This window comes from Undibacterium sp. TC9W (genome assembly GCF_049339865.1).
Lineage (GTDB): Bacteria > Pseudomonadota > Gammaproteobacteria > Burkholderiales > Burkholderiaceae_D > Undibacterium.
Genome location: NZ_JBMPPJ010000002.1, coordinates 234,572 through 251,887, shown reverse-complemented (window position 1 = coordinate 251,887; position 17,316 = coordinate 234,572). Strand labels below are relative to the sequence as shown.

At 52.1% G+C, this 17,316-nt stretch carries 15 protein-coding genes; 6 read left to right on the top strand and 9 right to left on the bottom strand.

All coding sequences use genetic code 11. The features are described 5' to 3' along the window. Nucleotides 1–5 precede the first annotated feature (5 nt). From ACO0LN_RS03420 to ugpQ, 9 genes are all read right to left on the bottom strand, one after another. A complete protein-coding gene (locus ACO0LN_RS03420) occupies nucleotides 6–542 on the bottom strand; it encodes a GNAT family N-acetyltransferase (protein WP_422970989.1) in 537 nt (178 codons plus the stop codon). After that, on the bottom strand, nucleotides 521–3,133 hold the full coding sequence (gene alaS, locus ACO0LN_RS03415) for an alanine--tRNA ligase (RefSeq protein ID WP_422970987.1): 2,613 nt from the start codon (nucleotides 3,131–3,133) through the stop codon (nucleotides 521–523). The genes ACO0LN_RS03420 and alaS overlap by 22 nt, the downstream gene beginning before the upstream one ends. A 348-nt stretch (nucleotides 3,134–3,481) precedes the next feature. Next, entirely contained in the window at nucleotides 3,482–3,826 is a 345-nt protein-coding gene (locus ACO0LN_RS03410; RefSeq protein WP_422970985.1) for a hypothetical protein, read from the bottom strand. A gap of 167 nt (nucleotides 3,827–3,993) precedes the next feature. Further along, nucleotides 3,994–5,286, bottom strand: a complete 1,293-nt coding sequence (locus ACO0LN_RS03405; protein ID WP_422970983.1) for a hypothetical protein — start codon at nucleotides 5,284–5,286, stop codon at nucleotides 3,994–3,996. Nucleotides 5,287–5,288: 2 nt separating this feature from the next. Beyond that, nucleotides 5,289–6,077 carry an outer membrane lipoprotein-sorting protein gene (locus ACO0LN_RS03400; protein ID WP_422970981.1) on the bottom strand — a complete coding sequence of 263 codons (789 nt, stop codon included), beginning with the start codon at nucleotides 6,075–6,077 and terminating at the stop codon, nucleotides 5,289–5,291. A gap of 9 nt (nucleotides 6,078–6,086) precedes the next feature. Next, entirely contained in the window at nucleotides 6,087–7,481 is a 1,395-nt protein-coding gene (locus tag ACO0LN_RS03395; RefSeq protein ID WP_422970979.1) for an ABC transporter permease, read from the bottom strand. Further along, nucleotides 7,478–8,197 carry an ABC transporter ATP-binding protein gene (locus tag ACO0LN_RS03390; RefSeq protein WP_422970977.1) on the bottom strand — a complete coding sequence of 240 codons (720 nt, stop codon included), beginning with the start codon at nucleotides 8,195–8,197 and terminating at the stop codon, nucleotides 7,478–7,480. Before ACO0LN_RS03390 ends, ACO0LN_RS03395 begins: the two co-directional genes overlap by 4 nt. Before the next feature lie 49 nt (nucleotides 8,198–8,246). Beyond that, nucleotides 8,247–9,308 carry a MerR family transcriptional regulator gene (locus ACO0LN_RS03385; RefSeq protein ID WP_422970975.1) on the bottom strand — a complete coding sequence of 354 codons (1,062 nt, stop codon included), beginning with the start codon at nucleotides 9,306–9,308 and terminating at the stop codon, nucleotides 8,247–8,249. Between the two features lie 105 nt (nucleotides 9,309–9,413). Further along, nucleotides 9,414–10,160 (bottom strand): glycerophosphodiester phosphodiesterase, encoded by a 747-nt coding sequence (gene ugpQ / locus ACO0LN_RS03380; RefSeq protein WP_422970973.1) that lies wholly within the window; start codon nucleotides 10,158–10,160, stop codon nucleotides 9,414–9,416. 47 nt (nucleotides 10,161–10,207) lie between these two features. On the opposite strand from ugpQ, the gene ACO0LN_RS03375 reads away from it, so the two are divergent. From ACO0LN_RS03375 to ACO0LN_RS03350, 6 genes are all read left to right on the top strand, one after another. Further along, entirely contained in the window at nucleotides 10,208–11,449 is a 1,242-nt protein-coding gene (locus tag ACO0LN_RS03375) for a CaiB/BaiF CoA transferase family protein (RefSeq protein ID WP_422970971.1), read from the top strand. A 134-nt stretch (nucleotides 11,450–11,583) separates the two neighbouring features. Then, nucleotides 11,584–12,723 (top strand): sensor histidine kinase, encoded by a 1,140-nt coding sequence (locus tag ACO0LN_RS03370; RefSeq protein WP_422970969.1) that lies wholly within the window; start codon nucleotides 11,584–11,586, stop codon nucleotides 12,721–12,723. Nucleotides 12,724–12,725: 2 nt separating this feature from the next. After that, on the top strand, nucleotides 12,726–13,535 hold the full coding sequence (locus ACO0LN_RS03365) for a LytR/AlgR family response regulator transcription factor (RefSeq protein ID WP_422970967.1): 810 nt from the start codon (nucleotides 12,726–12,728) through the stop codon (nucleotides 13,533–13,535). Between the two features lie 35 nt (nucleotides 13,536–13,570). Then, a complete protein-coding gene (locus ACO0LN_RS03360; RefSeq protein ID WP_422970965.1) occupies nucleotides 13,571–14,050 on the top strand; it encodes a GNAT family N-acetyltransferase in 480 nt (159 codons plus the stop codon). Between the two features lie 48 nt (nucleotides 14,051–14,098). Next, a complete protein-coding gene (locus ACO0LN_RS03355; RefSeq protein WP_422970963.1) occupies nucleotides 14,099–14,995 on the top strand; it encodes a sulfurtransferase in 897 nt (298 codons plus the stop codon). 171 nt (nucleotides 14,996–15,166) lie between these two features. Then, nucleotides 15,167–17,227, top strand: a complete 2,061-nt coding sequence (locus ACO0LN_RS03350; RefSeq protein WP_422970961.1) for a M13 family metallopeptidase — start codon at nucleotides 15,167–15,169, stop codon at nucleotides 17,225–17,227. Nucleotides 17,228–17,316 lie beyond the last annotated feature (89 nt).

The following is a 17,316-nucleotide window of genomic DNA, read 5'->3' as shown; positions in this document are numbered from 1 at the left end:
TGACCTCAGGTTTCCCGCAACGGTATCATCGCCTGCTTGGGATGCAGGCGCGCCATGGCATAACTATCAACATACTGGCCATTGCGAAAAGCATAGGCACGCATGGTGCCCTCTTTTTCGAAGCCAAATTTTTTATACAGATGGATGGCGGCAGTGTTATCGCAAAACACCGTCAATTCCAGACGCAGGAGATTGAGCCAATTGTCCGATAAATTCAGCAGCTCGGTCAACAGCGCCGTGCCTATTCCGCGTCCGGAAAAAGAGTCGGCCACACCCATGCCAAGCGAGGCAACGTGACTACGTCTTTGCTTTTTTTCCATATGCAGGCTGGCCATACCCACCACCACGCCATCATAGATGGCAACCAGGCGGGTATCATTGGGGTCAGCCTTTTCCAGCCTCTCTTGCCATATCTCTGTTGTTGGATGTGGCAATTGCAAAGTACCTGCATAGGTGCCGCCACTGGCGAACACCCTTTGCAGTTGGGCCGCATCTGAAACTTCAGCGCGGCGTATATGTATCATAGACGTGAAGTTACCCATTCAGTCACACCCTCCAAGGCTTTTGTCAGACCACTGGCATCCGTGCCACCCGCTTGCGCCATGTCAGGACGGCCACCACCTTTGCCGCCGACTTGCTGCGCCACGAAATTGACCAGGTCACCCGCCTTGACTTTGGATGTAGTATCCGCTGTCACACCGGCAATCAGGCTGACCTTGCCATCATTGACTGCTGCCAGCACGATGGCGGCTGTTTTCAGCTTGTCTTTGAGCTTGTCCATGGTTTCGCGCAGGGCTGTCACGTCAGCGCCTTGCAGCGTCGCAGCCAGCACCTTGATACCTTTGACATCGACAGCCTGGCTCACCAGGTCATCGCCCTGGCTGGAAGCTATTTTCGATTTCAGTGTCGCCAGTTCTTTTTCCAAAGCCTTGACATGATCCTGCACCTGGCCGATACGCAGCGTCAGTTCTTCTGGCTGGGTTTTCAGGGCGGCAGCAGCTTCATTGATACGGCTATTCAGATTTTGCACCAGCGCCAGCGCCACCTCACCCGTCACGGCCTCAACACGGCGGATACCGGCAGCAACACCACCTTCAGCAACGATCTTGAAAAGACCGATATCGCCAGTACGGGATACGTGAGTACCACCGCAGAGTTCGCGGGAAGAACCGATATCCAGCACGCGCACTTCATCACCATATTTTTCGCCGAACAAAGCCATCGCACCATGCTTGACCGCGTCGTCATAGCCCATGACTTGCGCCTGGGTTGCGGCGTTCGCCAGAATTTCACGGTTGACGATGGTCTCTACCTGACGGATTTCGTCCGCAGTCATGGGGCCATTGTGGCTAAAGTCGAAGCGGGTTTTTTCCACATCCACCAGAGAGCCTTTTTGTGCGACATGGCTGCCCAATACTTCACGCAGGGCCTTGTGCATCAAATGCGTGGCGGAGTGATTGCGCATGGTTTGTGCGCGGATTTCTGCATTCACTTCAGCCTTGAGGCTTTGTGCCACACTCAGGCTGCCGGACTTCAGGACGCCATGGTGAGCGAATACATCGGCCTGCACTTTCAGCGTATCACTGACTTCAAACACGGCACCGTCCACTGTCACCAGAACACCGGAATCACCAGCCTGACCGCCGGATTCAGCATAGAAAGGCGTGGTATCAAGAACGACGATTGCCTTTTGGCCTGCCTTGATTTCATTGACAGCAGTACCATCAACATACAGGGCTATCACTTTGGCTTCATGTTGCAATTGATCGTAACCAACGAATTTTGTTTTTTCACCGGAGTACTCGACACTTGCACCCATTTCAAACGTACTATTTTTGCGAGACTTGTTTTTTTGATCTTCCATTGCTTCCTGAAAACCAGCTTCATCAAGCTCGACTTTACGTTCACGACAAATATCGGCAGTCAAATCAATAGGGAAGCCATAAGTATCGTATAAGGCGAATGCTGTTTTGCCATCCAGATACTTGCTATCTTTTGCCAATGCAGCTTCCAACAACTTCATACCATTTTCCAGCGTTTCACCAAAGCGCACTTCTTCTTGTTTGATTACATCCGCAACCCGCTCAGCAGCTTCTGCCAACTCTGGATAGGCAACACCCATTTCCTTAACCAGATCAGGCACCAGCTTGTAGAAGAAAGGCTGGCTTTGGCCCAGCTTGTGACCATGACGCAAGGCGCGGCGGGTAATGCGGCGCAACACATAGCCACGGCCTTCATTACCTGGGATGATGCCATCAACGATCAAGAAGCAAGCGCAGCGGATATGATCGGCAATCACGCGCAGGGAATTGTTTTCCAGATCGGTACAGCCAGTTTCACGCGCAGCTGCCTTGATCAGGTTCTGGAAAGTGTCGATTTCATAGTTGGAATGCACATGTTGCAAAACTGCAGACAGGCGTTCCAGGCCCATGCCGGTATCGACGCATGGCTTAGGCAGAGGATGCAGCACACCTGCCTCATCTTTATTGAACTGCATGAACACCAGGTTCCAGATTTCAATGAAACGGTCGCCGTCTTCATCTGGCGAACCTGGAGGGCCACCCCAGATTTCCGGACCGTGGTCATAGAAAATCTCGGTACAAGGGCCGCAAGGCCCTGTGTCGGCCATTTGCCAGAAATTGTCAGAGGCGTAACGTGCCCCCTTGTTGTCGCCGATGCGGATGATACGTTCTACCGGTACGCCGATTTCGTTTTTCCAGATATCGTAGGCTTCGTCATCTTCCTGATAAACGGTGACGGTCAGCTTGTCTTGTGGCAAACCATAGACTGTCGTCAGCAATTCCCAGGCATAGTGAATCGCATCTTTCTTGAAGTAATCGCCAAAGGAGAAATTGCCCAGCATTTCAAAGAAAGTGTGGTGACGCGCGGTGTAACCGACGTTTTCCAGGTCATTGTGCTTGCCACCGGCACGTACGCTGCGTTGCGCTGTCGTGGCGCGGGTGTAGGCACGCTTGTCCTGGCCGAGGAACACGTCCTTGAACTGCACCATACCGGAGTTGGTGAACAGCAGGGTAGGATCATTGCCGGGTATCAGGCTGGAAGAGCGCACACGGGTATGGCCCTTGGATTCGAAAAAGCTAAGGAATTTATCGCGGATTTCTGACGAGTTCATAAATGATGGTTCTAAGCTGAAAAATGGGTGTAATAAGGGTTGTAACCACCGATTATACGGTATAAATTAAGCCGGATAGGCTAGTGAGGTGATGGTAAGTAGGCAAGCTTGCCTGAAAATGACTTCAAAACTTCAAGACCTCTCAACACAGAGACACAGAGTCACAGAGAAAACCAGAAGAGGACGTAGAGAATAAGCAGAAAAAAAGCCATGGTAGCAGTGTTGCAAAAACACCATCCAACTACGTCTAGCAACTGTTAGATAACACCACAATCCGCACCGCAGCAAAGAAAAAACCGCTGGTATCTGCCAGCGGTTTTGCTTGCCTGTTCAGCTTTGGCTCTTAACTTAGTTAGTCGTCGTTGCTGCACTGGCATTGTGCTTTTTATTACGGATTTTTTTGCTGACACGGTTTTCTTCGTGCTCAAGTTTGGCGCGCTCTGCCGGTGTCACTACGCCATCTGCCTTGGCCGCCTGTTTGTCACCTTCTATCTTGGCTTCACGTTTTTCAAGATTGCTGGCTTCTTTAGCTGTCAAAGCGCCGCTTTCAACGCCCTTGGCGATGCGTTTTTGTTGTCTGTCCTGGCGTTTTTCTACATTTGGCGTTGCCGGGTCCTGGGCAAAAACGGAACCGGTGATCAGTGTCAGAGCAACGGTAGTAGCCAGGGCGGCGGCGAGCTTGATGGATTTCATGAGTATTCCTTTGTTAAAAGTAGGCTTCCTGGGTCGATATGAGCACGCTGCCCATGTACTTATAACGAAGTCGCTGCTTTTTCCGATGACGGCAAAAAATGTAATCGATGTAAGTGCTGGTAACTACTACCGCTGTCTTGTAACAGACTAAAAATCCTTGTAACAGGCTAGAAATAATAACGCGCCAGCAATTGCCAGCTTTGCATTTGCGGTGCAGCGCCGTAATTGCTCCGGCTCTTGCCGCTGTTGCGCTGCCATTGCAGCGCGAACTCTGTATGCTTCAGGTGGTAGCGCGCCTCCATCCATGACATGCGGCTGGAATCGGCCATGTCATAGCGGCTCATCGCCGCCAGGTCCAGGTGGTTGATCAGCGCATCTTGCCAGCTTGCATAGACAAAGACAGTGCGCTTGGCCGGTGTCTCTTGCACGCCCTGCAAAAAACGGCGGTAGATACCATAGCTTTGCAGGGAAGCCTGCCCGAGGTTATTCCATTTTTCCTGGTCCAGGCCACCGCCGTTGTATTCGAGTTCGGCTGTCAGCGATATCTTGTTACTGGTGGTGTAGGTCAGGCCGGTCGCACTGTGATTGCGAAACGCACTGTCATCAGGATAAGTTATTCCGATTTGCCGCATGGCTTGTGTAAAGCTCGACAGGCTGCGCCCGCCCGACCATTCGGCAAACACGACCGTGGAATCATTGAGCAAGGACGTCAGGTTCAGGCCGATTTGCACTGGCTGCTTTTCTGCCTTGTACAGCAAGAGCTGTGGCGTAATGCCGTCCGTCACTTGCTGGCTCAGGGCCAGCAACCAACGGTTCTGATCATTGGTTGCGGCGACATCAGGATTGAAGCTGGAATAGTTGCGCGCATCAGCCAGCTTGGGTGAATACAGCGCGGTCAAAGAACCGCCATTCCACAGTTTTTGCCCACGCAGCATGATGCTACCCTGACGGTTTTCCTTGAGGCTCGCAGGATCTACCGACACCACAGACCGCAAGGCAGAAGTACGAAAATAATCGGTAGGGTTATAACCCAGCGCCACGCCATTGCGTGCGTTGATGCGGCCCAGGTCCAGTATCTGATCAGTCTGCACTTGCCAGCTCAGGTAGGCTTCTTTAATGGTATTGATGTCACGCGACATCCCGGTGGCCTGTGGTGGCCAGCTCACATCCAGGCGATCAGATAGAACCGCACGCCAGCCTGGCGCGAAGGAGTTGTCATATTGCAGGTCCAGCGACAGGCGCTGAAATTGCTGGCTGACGCCACCAAGACGTGCACGGTTTATCCCTGCCCCGGCCTCAACAAACAGACGCCAGTTACTGGGCAGCTCAACCGTATTGGGCATCTGGTCTGCGACTTTCAGAGCATCAAGATCAGGGTCTTGTTGTGCCTGGCAATTCAGCGTCAGCAAAACCGTGCAGGCGCAGATAAGGGCTTTGCATGAAAATGATTTGCGGCGCATCGTCATTCCGGTTTGAAACGCGGCAGATAATCGCGCTGCAACCACTGATCAGGCACTTCACGCCTGACCAGGTTGGAATAACGCATGACCGTAACCCAGCTTGGATCCAGGCCGTCAATGATGACCGTTTCTGTCGGCCTGTCTATCCCTAACTGTTTTTCATAGCGGCGGTAATAGGCAGTCTTGAGCAGCTTGCCGCTTTCGGTATAAAACTTTGCCTTGACCGGGTGATTATTGCCCACCTCTATCCACATGTCGATGTGATGATAAGTAGCATCCGGCGTGCTGGCATTCATGCTCAACTTGTTGCAATGTTTGGTCTGACGGTCACCGTCCTGGGTGTCTTCTTCTACCGCGCTCACGGCCTGGTAATCCTTGGCCAGGTTGACTGTCACCACATCGCCATTCGATGCCTGGCCCAACAGGCGCTGTTGCGGTGACATGCGTATGCTGGCCTTGCTGCTGGGGTCGTAAAACCACAAGTCCTTGCCGCTGAAGAGGATGAGCTTGTTGGCGTCCCTGGCTGGTGCAACATAGCGTATAAGACTGCGGAACTGGCCGCTATTGGGGTCAGCCTTGGAGTAGATAGACAGGGTGCTGGTATCCGTCTGTTTGCCTGCACGGTATTCGATGAGGGTATTGGTCAGGCCAAACGGATGATCAGGATTGCGCACCACATCACTGGCAGCCAGTATCTCTTGCGGGCTCTGGGCTGCCTGGGCGGCCTGCGCAGTTCCCATGAACAATCCAGCGATGGCGAAACAAACTACGGACAACTTTAAATAGTTCATGATATTTCCTTATACATGTCTCAAAGCATCGACAATCATGAGCCTCGATGCCCGGTTCGCAGGCAACCAGGCCGAGATCACCGTCACCAGCAAAAGACCAATGATACTGCCTATCAGCAAAGGGATATCTTGCCATACGCGCACCTGTATCAGGTAGGCATAGGAATAGCCTGGCGGCGTCCACGCTGCACCACTGTTGTTGATCAGATAGGCGATGAGCAGCGAGCCAAGCAGACCGCATACCGCACCTATCGCGCCCAGCAACACACCTTCACACAGGAACAGCCTGCGCAAACCGGAACGGCGCAAACCCATGGCGCGCAAGGTGCCTATCTCTACCGTGCGTTCTACCACGGCAGTGCTCATGGTATTGCCGATAGTGAAGAGGACAATCACGCCTATCAGTATGGAGATAAAGCCGAACATGGAATTCATGAACTGCACCGTCTGACCATACATGGGGTTGAGTACCTTGAAATCGAGCAGTTCCAGCGTTTGTCCCTTGACGTTCTGATCCAGCAACTGTTGCAGACGGGCGCGCGCAGCCTGCATCTGCGATGTATGTTTCAACTGTATCTGTATCGCTGTTACCTGTGCCGTGCCATTACCATAAATCAGCTTTTGTGCCTGACTCAAATGCATGGCCATATACACGTCATCAAGGGCCTTGATACCCATGTTCCTGGCGGTGATGACACTGAGGCTGGCGACATTCGGCGCACCATGTGAAGTTGCCGCCAGCATTTCTATGCGGGTGCCCTCTTCCTTGACGGTATTACCCTGCTCCAGTGCCGACAGCGCCGCAATATCGCCGGGTGCCTGAGTGCTATTGTCGGCGGGAGCGACAACTGTGTCGTCCTGCTTGCAGTCAGGTATCTGCAAGGCCTTGCACAATTTGATCTTGCGCGCCACGCCCTCGCCTATGACCACTGCATCGGGGTTGCTGCCATTCAAAGGGAGAGGCTTGGCATAGCTTTGCATGCCGTAGTCATTCCAGTTCAGCATCTGGTTGCGCTCGGGTACAACGACGCCTAAAGCAAGTACTGAGCGTGAAACACCGGCAGAAAAATTACCTGCGAGGCCACCAAGCTGCAAGGTTGGCGTCACCACCACCAGCATGGAGGCCAGTTCCTTGTCCTGTTTGACGAGGTCAATGATGTGCTGATAATCAGCGATACCATAGGCGGTAGGATTATCGCCACCTTCGAGGAAATATCCCTGACGCTGGATTTGCAAGTGGCCGCTGCCCTGGATAAAACCGGTTTCCATGCCATAGGTGATATTGGAGCGATAACCGCCAAACAGCAGGATGGCAGTCAGGCCTACCACCATGGCCAGCAGGGTTGTCAATGAACGGCGACGGTTTCTGAGCAGGTTGCGCAGGGCTAAGGAAAAAGTTTTCATGCGTTCAACTCCACCTCGTTGTTTTTTTGTTCTGCCTGCCGTTCTATGCTCACGATGCGACCATCCCGGATGAATATCGTGTCATCGGCCTCGGCCTGCACTTGCGGATCGTGAGAAGAAAATACGAAGGAGACATGGCGCTCACGCTGCATTTTACGCATCAGGCTGATGATGGCAGCACCGGTCTGGCTATCGAGATTGGCAGTTGGCTCATCGGCCAGTACCAGCCTGGGTTCAGTCGCCAGTGCACGGGCAATCGCCACACGCTGACGCTGGCCGCCGGACAACTGACCTGGCAGGTTTTGCGCCCGGTCTGCCAACCCTACCGCGTCCAGCAAGTCAAGCACACGCTTCTTGCGCTCCCCTGCAGCGACCTTGGCCAGGATCAGCGGGTATTCGACGTTTTCATAGGTATTCAGAACAGGCAGCAGATTGAAATTCTGGAAAATAAAACCCAGGTGACGCGCCCTGAAGTCTGACAAGGCATCATCAGACATTTGATGTACGGCCTGGTCAGCGACGATGACTTCGCCACTGTCTGCCCTGTCTATGCAGCCGATGAGATTCAGCAATGTGGTTTTGCCGCTGCCGGAAGGGCCAGAAATCACAGTAAAACAATTAGCCCGCAATTGCAGGTTGATATCGACCAGTGCAGGCACATCTACCGCATCGAGGTGATAGGTTTTCATGACTTGCTTCAGTACTACGGGATACATAGTTACTCCAGTATGAAAATATAAATAATGAAACTCTTGTGGTGTGCTGTCAGCCGGCTGCATGGTCCGGCAGATTGGCAGACATATCGCTGACCATCAACGCCAGCATGCCTTGTTCGACAAATTGCTTCATGTCTGCGGTGTAGCCACTGCCAGCCAGCATCTCTGGATGCTGCTCGTGAGCAGTCTGCACTTTCGCATGCGTAGCGGGGTTCGTACCCCAGGTGTCAGCAATCAGCCATTGCCAGTGGCGCATGAGCTTCATGATGTCGGGATGGCCAGGTGCGGGCTTGCTTTCCATCAGTTGCCGGGTCTGTGCAAATGTGTTCAGCCATTCCTGCATATTCTGCTGGCCATGTTTGCGGTAATGCTGCAACTCATCCTGATCCAGGTAGTTTGCAAAGACATCGCAGCGTATTTCATGCAAGGCCTGTAAAATAAAATCGAGCAATTCACCGTCAATGCCGGTGATAGCCTGGGCAGAAAAATCTGTCCTGTGCATATTGCTGAGTTTGGCGAAGAAACGCGGATCATCCCCCATGCTGGTCTTGCACAAATCTATCCACTCGCGCGCCAGATTTTTGGCCTGTATATCAGTGGCAGGTATGCCGTTCTCCATGAGGCTGCGCACGGCGGTCACCAGTTTGGGCCATTCCTGCCTGAAATCGTTTTGTGCTGCGCGTTTTTGGAAGATGGCAATTTCTTCTGCACTGAAATACTGGCGCTGTGTCGCCATCAGGCGCAAGGTATTGAGCCACTCATCAAGCTCCGGCTCTTTTTCTGAAGACAGTTTTTCTTCCAGTGTAGCCAGGCGATCGCGTAAATCATTCGCATCCGAAATTTGTCTGTCTATTGCACACATCTGCTGACGTATCAACTGACGCAAGTCTGCGCCGCCACCATTGAGCATATCGCGTGTCTCTGCCAGTGACAGCCCGAGGCCACGCAGTGCCTGCACGCGGTGCAGACGGGCGACATCATCTCTATTATATAAACGATAACCTGATGCCGTGCGCGAAGACGGCTGCACCAGCCCTATTTCTTCATAATGATGCAGCGCACGGATAGTCAGGCCTATGCGCTTTGCCAGTTCGCCTATCTTGAGTAACATTGCTTGCCCTTGTAGAAAGGCCTATCTTAAAGTCTAACGTAACGTCAGAGTCAAGTGATTTCAACAAGATTTATTGGGTTTTCTACAAATATACTTATTGGCAAGCTAAAAATCTGCCGGTATCAAGTCAAGCCTGTCTGTACAAAAGGCATCGACACCCCAATGCAGTATTTCCGTCGCCCTTTCAGGTGTATTGACGGTATAGCAGAACAGGCCATATCCGGCATCCTTGATCTCCCGAGCCGTGTCTGCAGTTAAATGTTTGTGATTTGTATGCAGGGCTTTTGCGGCCAGCTCTTGCAAGCTGGCTTTCCAGTCTGGAGTCACCTTGTCCATCAAAAAACCGCGCGGGATGGTGGGTGCGGCATGCTTGGCGGCCATCAGGGCTGTAAATGAGAAAGAAGAAAACAGGGGCAAATGCAGGGCATCGACTACGGCAACATCAGCGAACAGGGTTTGCGTCTGCTCTGCCACTACCCGCCCGGTTTCTTCTTCCGATCCTGGTGATGGTTTGATTTCGACATTCATCCAGATCCCATGCTGGCGGCAAAAGCGCACTACATCTGCATACAGGGGCACTGGCTCTCCCTTGAAATTATCCGCGAACCACTTACCGACATCCAACTGCCGCAAATCTGCTGCCAAAGTATCGGCCACACGGCCACTGCCAGCGACTGTTCTGCCAAATTCAGGATCATGCATGAGCACAGGGACGCCATCCTTTGATAACATGACATCAAATTCCACGGCAGCAAAACCGTGTTCTTGTCCGCAACGCATCGCAGCCAGGGTATTTTCTGGCGCCAGGATTCCACCGCCACGATGGGCGATGACTTTAGGATAGGGCCACATATACGCTCCTCACAAGCTAAAAAATAATGTTAATAGGATAATCGAAGATGCCGACACCGTCGCTACAAAAAACCTCTCTGGGCCATATCCGCGTGCTGGACTTGACGCGGGTACTCGCTGGCCCCTGGTGTGCACAAAACCTGGCGGACCTGGGAGCAGAAGTCATCAAGGTCGAGAGACCAGGCAGTGGCGACGATACCCGCAGCTGGGGGCCACCTTATTTGCGCGATGCGGAAGGCAATAACACGACAGAGGCAGCTTATTACCTTGCCGCCAACCGTGGCAAACATGCCATTACGGTGGATATTGCAACGCCCGAGGGCCAGAATATCATCCGTCAACTGGCAGCAAAATCTGATGTCGTGCTGGAAAACTACAAGGTCGGTCAGTTAAAAAAATACGGCCTTGATTATGAATCACTGAAGCTGGTCAAGCCCGATCTCGTCTATTGTTCCATCACCGGCTTTGGCCAGGACGGCCCCTACGCCCACCGCGCTGGCTATGATTTTATCGTGCAAGGCATGGGCGGTTTCATGTCACTGACGGGCGAGCGTGATGATTTACCTGGCGGCGGCCCACAAAAAGCCGGGGTCGCGATTGCCGACCTGATGACGGGCATGTACGCCACCATCGCCGTCATGGCCGCCCTGACACACAGGGACAGGACAGGCGAAGGCCAGTACATAGACATGGCCTTGCTGGATGTGCAGGTCGCCATGCTGGCCAACATGAACATGAATTACCTGGCCAGTGGCAATGCACCCAAACGCTGGGGCAATGCACATCCGAATATCGTGCCTTATCAGACCTTTGCGACTTCTGATGGCCATATCATTGTCGCTGCGGGTAATGATGGTCAGTATAAAAAATTTGTACAGATAGGTGGCCTGCCAGAGCTTGCAGATGACCCTCGTTTCAGCACCAACCCAAAGCGAGTAGAACACAGGGATGTGCTGGTGCCGATACTGGCAAACATGGTCAGACTCAAGAGCAAGCAGGAATGGATAGACCTGCTGGAAGAGGCCGGCGTGCCTTGCGGCCCGATCAACCGCCTGGACGAGGTATTTGCCGACCCACAGGTCGTAGCGCGTGGCATGAAGATCAAGGTTCCTCATCCTGCTGCTGGCAGCGTTGATCTGCTGGCCAGTCCGATGAAGCTTTCAGTCACCCCCGCAATTACCCCCGGCGCCCCGCCCCTGCTGGGCCAACATACCCAGGCCGTATTGGGTGAATTGCTAGGCTATGGGCCAGCGCAAATTGAGGAATTGAAGGGCAAGAACATCATATGACGAATGGCAGCAAGGCAGCAGGCGTCGTTTTTGCAAACCCTGGCGACAAAAAACCGGGGCTTCATCCTAAAGCGCTCCGCAGCCTGCGCCAAAGTCGCTAAGCTTATGCCCATCAATATTTCCCTGGCAAAACAATGATCAAACAGTATTATTTGCGCACAGTATCCGCCCTGTTATCAAGCCTGACACCAACATGGCGCGAGCGCATGTACAAGATTTTGTCGGATATGCCGCGTCTGCTGGGCATCAATCTGGCCTGCGGCTTTGCTGTCACCTACGTGTTGCGCACTGGCGGCAGTCTGTTCGATAACGTTACCGTTTCCATGTTCATAGGCTTTTCTGCCTATACCCTCATCAACGGTACAAAGCAATTGATCTGGAGAGGCAAGGAGCCCCATGTCATCGGCTTTTACCTAATGTGCCTGCTGGTTGCGCCACTTGCTTTTTTCGTCGGTCTGCTGATAGCGTCCTATCTGCTCAATTTTTCCATCAATGCCTTTTCCCATTTCCAGTGGAACCATGTGAGCAATTTTGTCATCATGACCTGCATCGTCAGTCTTGTGGCAGCCTGGTCTTTCTGGAACAGGGGGAAAATGGCAGAGCTGGTCGCCGCTGCCGAGGCAGAAAAAGCCAAGAATGCCGCCATAGAGAAGCAGGCCCTGCAAGCGCAATTACAAATGCTGCAAGCGCAGATAGAGCCGCATATGCTGTTCAACACCCTGGCCAATCTGCAGGGCCTGATAGCGATCGACCCTGACCGTGCCCAGCACATGCTGGCGCAACTGATCATTTACCTGCGCAACACTCTTAGCTCTTCGCGTGCAGAACAAACCAGCCTGAAGCAGGAGTTCACCCTCATTCAAGCCTATCTGGAACTACTCGCCATCCGCATGGGCAAACGCCTGCGATACACGCTGGACTTGCCCGATGCATTGCAGCAGACCAGCATTGCCCCCATGCTCTTACAACCTTTGGTAGAAAACGCCATCAAGCATGGTCTGGAGCCAAAAATGGAAGGTGGCAGCATCCATGTCGTCGCTGAAGCCGTGACAGGACAATTGCACCTGAAAGTCATAGACACCGGCCTGGGCCTGCCTTTCAATTACGATGATAGCCATGTTGCGAGCTCCGACGGACTACACGTAGGCAATGCCAACATCCGCGACCGCCTGCTTGCCCTGTATGGCCCACAAGCCAGCCTGACACTGACGGCCAACGCGCCTGAAGGGGCGATTGCTCATTTGATTATTCCTTTAGCACACTTAGCACAATAACCATGACAAGCAAACGCGCCCTGATCGCCGAAGACGAACCCATACTTGCCCTGACCCTGCAAAAAATGCTGGGCAAACTCTGGCCGGAACTGCAAATCTGCAGCCTGGCTGAAAATGGCGTTGAGGCAGTGCAGGAAGCCCTGACACAGTTGCCCGACATTCTCTTTCTCGATATCAAGATGCCAGGAAAGACCGGGCTCGAGGTGGCGCAGGAACTGGCGGAGGAATGGCCGGACCAGAAACCCTTTCCCCTCATCGTCTATGTGACTGCCTACGACGAGTACGCTGTTGAAGCATTCGAGCACTCTGCTTCAGACTACGTCCTCAAGCCCATCAGTGAAGACAGGTTGAACAAAACCGTACAAAGATTGCAGGCCCGCCTCGCTGATGGCCCGCAAAGACCAAATGAACTTGAGCGCGTGCTTGAGCAACTGCGCCACCTCGTACCTGGCCAGACGACCCAGCCTGCCAACACTGCGCAGCCAGAACGCCTGCGCATCATACGCGCCGCTGTCGGCAACCAGATACGCATGATCAATGTCGATGACGTGCTGTATTTCGAAGCGACCGATAAATACATCAATGTCGTCACCAGGGAACATTCTTCCCTGATACGCAGCAGCCTGCGAGAACTCTTGCCACAACTCGACAGCAGCATCTTCTGGCAAATCCACCGCAGCACGGTGGTCAATACCCTGCACATACAGATCGCCAACAAGGATGACACGGGCAAGATCACGCTGAAGCTCAAAGGCAGTGAAGACAAGCTGCAGGTTAGTAGAGTCTATGCACACTTGTTCAGACAGATGTAAGCTAGCGTTTTGACACCCATCAGGCAAAGACAGGCATGAGTACAGACAAAGATGTAAACAATTTACAATGGCAATGCGCGAGCTTCGATGAATTAAGCAATTTGCAACTGCATGCCATCTTGCAGGCACGTTCTGCCGTATTTGTCATTGAACAAAACTGCGTTTATCAGGACGTCGATGGCAAAGACCCAATTTCACATCACCTGACGGCCTGGACGCCAGAGGGCGAAGTGGCGGCCTACCTGCGCATCGTCCCTGCTGGCATCAGCTTTGACGAAGCCTCTCTTGGCCGCGTCATCAGTACTCACGAGTGGCGTGGCGCCGGTGTTGGCAAAGCTTTAATTGCAAATGGCATCAAGGCTTTGCATGCACTCTACCCTGGCGCCCCTATACGCATAGGTGCCCAGGCTTACCTTGAAAAATTCTATGGCAGCTTTGGTTTTGAGACGGTTTCTGACATCTATCTGGAAGACAATATTCCCCATATCGAGATGCTGTTGGTCGCAAAAGCCTGATTAAATCGCTTATAATGCTGCCAAATCAATGACTTACTGAATTTCATCATGCCCGCTGCAATACAAACACCCGATAAACCCTACGTCAATATTTCTGCCTACAAGTTCATCACCTTCGATGACACCGCTGAAAAACGCCAGGTCTTTCTGGACAAATGCAAGGAACTGAATCTGAAAGGCACGGTACTGCTGACGCCAGAAGGCATCAATATGTTCCTGGCCGGTTTGCGCCATGAGGTTGATGCTTATATGGACTGGCTGCACCAAGACCCGCGTTTTGCAGATGTGGTCGCCAAAGAGAGTTTTTCTGATCACCAGCCGTTCACCAAAATCCTTGTCAAGCTGAAGGCAGAAATCATCACCATGCGCATGCCGTTGATCAAGCCTGAAGAAGGCCGCGCACCTGCAGTAGATGCTCACACGCTGAAGCGCTGGCTGGACCAGGGCCATGACGACAAGGGTAAAGCCGTGGTCATGGTTGATACCCGCAATGATTTTGAAGTTGATGTTGGCAGTTTTGATAATACAATTGATTACCGCATTGCCAAGTTCACAGAGTTCCCGGCTGTTATCGAAGCCAACCGCGATGCATTGAATGACAAGACCGTCGTGACCTTCTGCACTGGTGGCATACGCTGCGAAAAAGCCGCTATACACATGCAGAATGTTGGCTTTGACAGTGTCTATCAGCTCGAAGGCGGCATCCTCAAGTATTTTGAAGAAGTCGGTGGCGATCACTATCACGGCGACTGCTTTGTGTTTGACTACCGCACTGCACTGAACCCACAACTGGAAGCTACAGACACCAAGCAATGCTTTGCCTGCCGTGCCGTTGTCACACCGCGCGAGCAATTGTCTCCCTGGTATATCTCTGGCAAGTCTTGCCCGCATTGCAAGAAAGAATCGACAGGGGCAACAGAGGCCGAAACCACTATTGCCCAATAGTCAAACCTGCTCAAATAACTCTTTCAGATAAAAGCATTACTGTTTACAGCAGTAATGCTTTTTTTGTTTTCTGCGATGAACTTCGCCAGTTTCAATCAGTCTATTATTCCGCTAGTTCTATAACTCTAGAGCGCCTGCTCAGACAAAAAACATCCTATCCAGAGACTTCCTATGAAACGCTTACTACTCAGCACTCTCGCCCTCAGCCTGCTGGCCAATGCTGCCCAGGCAGCAGACCCCAGCGCGACCACAGTCGTTGCCAAAGCGACTGCCCTTGGTTCTGGCATCTATCCCGAAAACATGGACAAGGCGGTGCGTGCTCAGGATGATTTTTATCGCTATGCACAAGGTGCATGGTTAACGGCCAATGAAATCCCGGCAGACAAATCAGACTGGGGTACGTTCATGAAAGCGCGTGAGGATGTGCAGCAGCAATTGCGCACCATCGTTGAAAGTGCAGCCAAAGAAAGCAATAAAGTAGCAGGATCAGATACACAGAAAATCGGTGATCTCTACAACAGCTTCATGAATGAAGAAAAACTCAATGCCCTTGGTATTGCAGCGCTGAAGATTGACCTGAGCAAGATTGCAGCAATGCAAAACAAGAAAGCAATACCAGGCCTGATTGCGCATTTTCATGAGATAGGCGTCAACACGCCTATACGTGTGGGTATTGGCCAGGACAATAAAAATTCCAGTCAATATGCCGTCGATGTCAGTCAAGCTGGGCTAGGCTTGCCAAACCGTGACTATTACCTGAAGCTGGATGATGCGAAGATGGCAGACATCCGCGCAAAATACAAAGCACACATAGAAAAAATGCTGACGCTGGCTGGTGAAAAAAATCCTGCAACACAAGCCGACCATATCATCGCACTGGAAACTGCTATTGCAAAGGTACAGTGGACAGCAGTAGAAAACCGTGATCCGGTCAAGACCTATAACAAAATGGCCGTCAGCGATTTGAACAAGATGACTCCGACATTCAACTGGACAGCCTATCTGCAATCCGCTCACATGCATGGCAAAGTCAATGCCCTCATCGTATCACAGCCAAGTTATATCAAGGGTTTTGGCGATAATCTGAACAACTTCACGCTGGAAGTCTGGAAGTCATATTTCACCTGGCAACTGATCCGTGCCTACAGCCCCTTCCTGTCGTCTGATTTTGTCAATGAAAACTTTGCATTCTATGAAGCCACGATTGCTGGCACCAAAGAAAACCGCACTCGCGATAAACGCGGTATAGCACTGACAGATCAGGTATTGGGTGAAACCGTAGGTAAAACTTATGTAGAAAAATACTTCTCACCTGAAGTCAAACAGCGCACAGAAAAAATGGTGGGCTATTTCCTTGAAGCCTTCAAACAAAGCATAGACACACTGGACTGGATGAGCCCGGAAACCAAGAAGCAGGCGCAAATCAAATTATCCAAGATCAGCGTCAAGATAGGCTATCCAAAACAATGGCGTGATTATTCCAGTCTGACGATAAAGAGCGATGACCTGGTTGGTAATCTCATGCGCGCACGCAAGGCACGTTATGACAGGGAAGTTGCCAAGCTCGGCAAACCCATAGACCGTGAAGAATGGCATATGACACCGCAAACGGTGAATGCCTATTACAGCCCTGAGATGAATGAAATCGTCTTCCCTGCTGCACGTTTGCAATCACCCCTGTTTGATGTGAATGCAGAAGATGCATTCAACTACGGCGCACTGGGTATTTCCATCGGCCATGAAATCAGCCACGCTTTCGATGACCAGGGCGCGCAGTATGATGGCGACGGTAACTTGCGCAACTGGTGGACCGCGGAAGACCAGGAAAAATTCAAGAAAAAAACCAGGGTGCTGGTGGAGCAATACAATGCCTACAGCCCCTTGCCTGGCCACTTTCTCAATGGCGAGCTGACCCTGGGTGAAAACATTGCCGACAATGCAGGCATCGTCATGGCATTGCGAGCCTACAAACTGTCACTGCAAGGCAAACCTGCGCCTGTGATTGATGGCTGGACTGCAGAGCAACGCCTGTTCATGGGCCTGGCACAAGCCCGACGTGGCAAGTCACGCGAGCAACGTGCGATTACCCTCATCAAGACTGACCCGCATTCCCCAGGAGAATTCCGTGTCAATGGCAGCCTGGTCAATCATCCTGATTTTTATACTTCGTTTGACGTCAAACCTGGCGACAAGATGTATCTGACGCCGGATAAGCGTGTCAGTATCTGGTAAGCAGTTATCAATTATCTGTTTAACCCCTTCCCCTTCAAGGGGAAGGCTGGGATGGGGATGGGTTTCTGAGGTAAATTCGTTTGCCGCTG